This is a genomic window from Persicitalea sp. (assembly GCF_041751555.1).
GTDB lineage: Bacteria > Bacteroidota > Bacteroidia > Cytophagales > Spirosomataceae > Persicitalea.
The window spans coordinates 1-3,085 of sequence record NZ_JBGSXF010000267.1; the positions used below are offsets into that span (position 1 = coordinate 1).

The following is a 3,085-nucleotide window of genomic DNA, read 5'->3' on the forward strand; positions in this document are numbered from 1 at the left end:
GAGGGTCTGTACATCGATTGTTTCGCTGCCCGGCAGGTTCATGAGTTGCTTTAACTGCAGTTTGGCCGACTCCAGGTTGTTCTCGGCATTTACCAGCGACAGTTCGTCGTTGGCAAGCTGCGCCCGTAGATCGAAAAGCTGGCTTTCGGCCAGACTGCCGGCATCTACCAGGCGTTGAGTACGGTCTAATTGTAGTTGGGTGGCGGTACCTTGCTGGCGGGATACTTCGATTAACTCACGGTTGCTGAGAATATTCAAATAGGCCAGGGCCACGTTCAGCATGATGTCGTTGCGCGTGGCGGCCAAATCTTTCTCGCTGGCTTGCAACGTGAGGTCATTCTGCTTGATATTATTCTGGAGTTGGAATCCGTTGAACAGCGTTACATTGGTATTCAGGCCGTAGTTATTGAAGCTGATATTCTGCTGCACAAACTGGTTGGTGAAGGGGTCGATATTACGACCGAAGCTGAAACCCTGCGAGGCGTTAAAGCCTAGAGTAGGCCACCGCTGCCATTTCGATTGAATGAGGTTGTTTTCGTTGGCTGCCACTTGCAGACCTGCCTGCTTGATCTGCGGATTATTCTGTAGTGCGATCTGCACGCATTCTTCCAGCGTCAGTTTCATTTTATCCGGACTGGTAGCGGGTGCCGAATTCTGGGTGGTAACCTGCGCCCGAGCCACGCTCAGTCCGGCCACCAGTAAACAAATCAGTAAGTTTCTCAACATGGCTTTTTATATAATGGAATATTCAACCGCCCGTAATTTGTTCTAAATCATTGGTGCAGTTTATTATCTGCTGTCCATTCAACAAAGGGCAATATTACAAGTTCATAAAAAAAAATCACTTCGTTTTAGGACGGACGGTTGTGAGGATTGGTGAAGCAGGCCATTGGGTGGATTAGTCGCTGTGGTAAAATTTGAAATTATCCGTATATTCGGACACGCTTTTTTATCAACCCAACTCTTCCCGCCCGTGCCGCGACGAATCGCCCCTTGCTTTCATGCTACAAAGTACCTGATTTTTGTTTTATTAGTCACCCTCGGTTGTAAAAAAGTAAAGCAGGAAGACGCCGCTGTACCTTCTACTACCCTCAACGGGATGATGGCAAATACCGATAGCCTGGTCGGGCGCGCCGAGTACCTGACCACGCCTTTTGTCACGGCGGGCGACCGAGTCTACATGATCGGCGCGCAGAACGGGCAGTTTCCCGACCTGGGCTGGCATGTCAAAGGTGAAATGGGCGGCGTGTGGGATCACCCGATCAAATTACTGGATGGGTTTACGGCTTCTCTTCGCCTGGGCGAAAAATCTATCTGCCTGGATCAGGCGGAGACTTTTATCAACTACCCATTTGCCAACAAGCATATCTTCTCACTACCTGACCAAGACATCCGGGTCGAGCGCTTCCAGTTCGTTCCCGATGGGCAAGAGGCAGTGACCGTAGAGTACCTGCTGTACAACGACGGATCGGAAGTCCAAAAGTTAAACTTCGAATGGACGGCCTACACTGACCTGCGCCCGACCTGGCTGGGCGATAGCACCGGGATGGAGAATGCCGTGGACTTTGCCATCTGGGACGATGAGCGCAGTGCCTGGGTGGCCAAGGATAGTCTTAACAGTTGGTACGTGATGGTCGGTTCGACTACCGAATCCGCCTCTCACGGCAAGCCCAGTGCCGCCTGCGCCTACGAACCCATCGGAAAAGGTACCCGCGCAGCTTCGGTCTATGCCCTCGAAATCCCACCACATGGTGTAGTAAGTCTACCGATTACTATCGCGGGTTCTTACAAATCGCTCGACGCCGTACGAGAAACCTACGCCAGCGCCGGGCAAGACGCTGTCAAAAATCTGAAGGCTAAGATGGAGCGCTACGCCGGCATCGCCGCTAAAACCAAGCTAACCATTCCTGACAAGAAACTGCAAACTGCCTTCCGTTGGGTGAAGTACAATACCGATTGGCTCGTGCGCGACGTGCCGCAACTGGGCCGCGGTCTGTCGGCCGGCCTGCCCGACTACCCCTGGTGGTTCGGCGTGGACAATGAGTACGCCCTGCAGGGGGCCGTAGCAACCGGGCGCTTTGATCTGGCCCGCAATACGGTCAACCTACTGCACCAGCTTTCAGAGCAGCGTAACGGTAACGGACGAATAATTCACGAGGCATCAACCAACGGCTATGTTTTCAATCCGGGCAATGTCAACGAAACCCCGCAGTTCGTGTCGATGATATGGCAGATTTATCTGTGGACGGGCGACCGCAAGTTCCTGGCGACTTACTATCCTACCGTCAAGCAAGGGCTAAAATGGCTTTTGGAGAATAATGATAAGGACAAAAACTTACTACCCGACGGCTTTGGCATGATGGAAATCCACGGCCTGAACAGTGAGATGATCGACGTGGCCGCCTACACCCAACAGGCCTTTTCCGTCGCCGCCGACATGGCCGTGGAAATGGGCGAGGCTGACGTAGGCCAAAACTACCGGAGCCTAGCCCAGACCCTAAAAACCAAGATCAATAATGAGTTCTGGGTGGACGAGCACGATTCATACGCCGACTTCATCGGAACGCCGACGCAGGCACTGGCTCTGCTTAAAGACGCCATCGTTCGGGCCGATTCACTGAAAAAGCCCTGGGCCGTGGCCGAGTTGCGCGAAGCCCAGAAACGCTACCAGAATTTCCCGCCGGATCGTAAGCAGGGTTTCGTCATGCACCACAACTGGGTCGTGAACACGCCCATGCAAACGGGCGTGGCCGACACCGCCAAGGCTCTCATCGCCCTGCGCACCGGCCGCCAATTTGTCAATCCCTACGGGATGTTTGTGACGGGCATCGACCGCGACGAGTCCGCCGGAAAAGACACGGCCTCGTTCGGCAAAGATCGTAAGGTATTCAGCTACACGGGAGCCGTGATGACGCTGCCCACGGGCGTGCAGGCCATAGCCGAGAACAACTACGGCCGTCCCGATCAGGCACTCGACTACCTCAAAAGGATAAGCCGTTCGTTTGGCTATGCGCTGCCGGGTTCTATTTACGAAGTCTCACCCGACTACGGAATGATGACCCAAGCCTGGAACCTCTACGCCCTG

Annotated in this window: 2 protein-coding genes; one reads left to right on the forward strand and one right to left on the reverse strand. The window is 53.8% G+C overall.

Annotated features, from left to right (window positions below; genetic code table 11):
- Nucleotides 1–726, reverse strand: a 726-nt coding sequence (locus ACEW8P_RS09490) for a TolC family protein (RefSeq protein ID WP_373512846.1), incomplete at its 3' end; no start/stop codon positions are given.
- Between the two features lie 247 nt (nucleotides 727–973).
- Here ACEW8P_RS09490 and ACEW8P_RS09495 point away from each other — a divergent pair.
- Nucleotides 974–3,085 (forward strand): glycogen debranching protein (locus ACEW8P_RS09495; protein WP_373512847.1); only part of this gene is annotated, 2,112 nt, incomplete at its 3' end.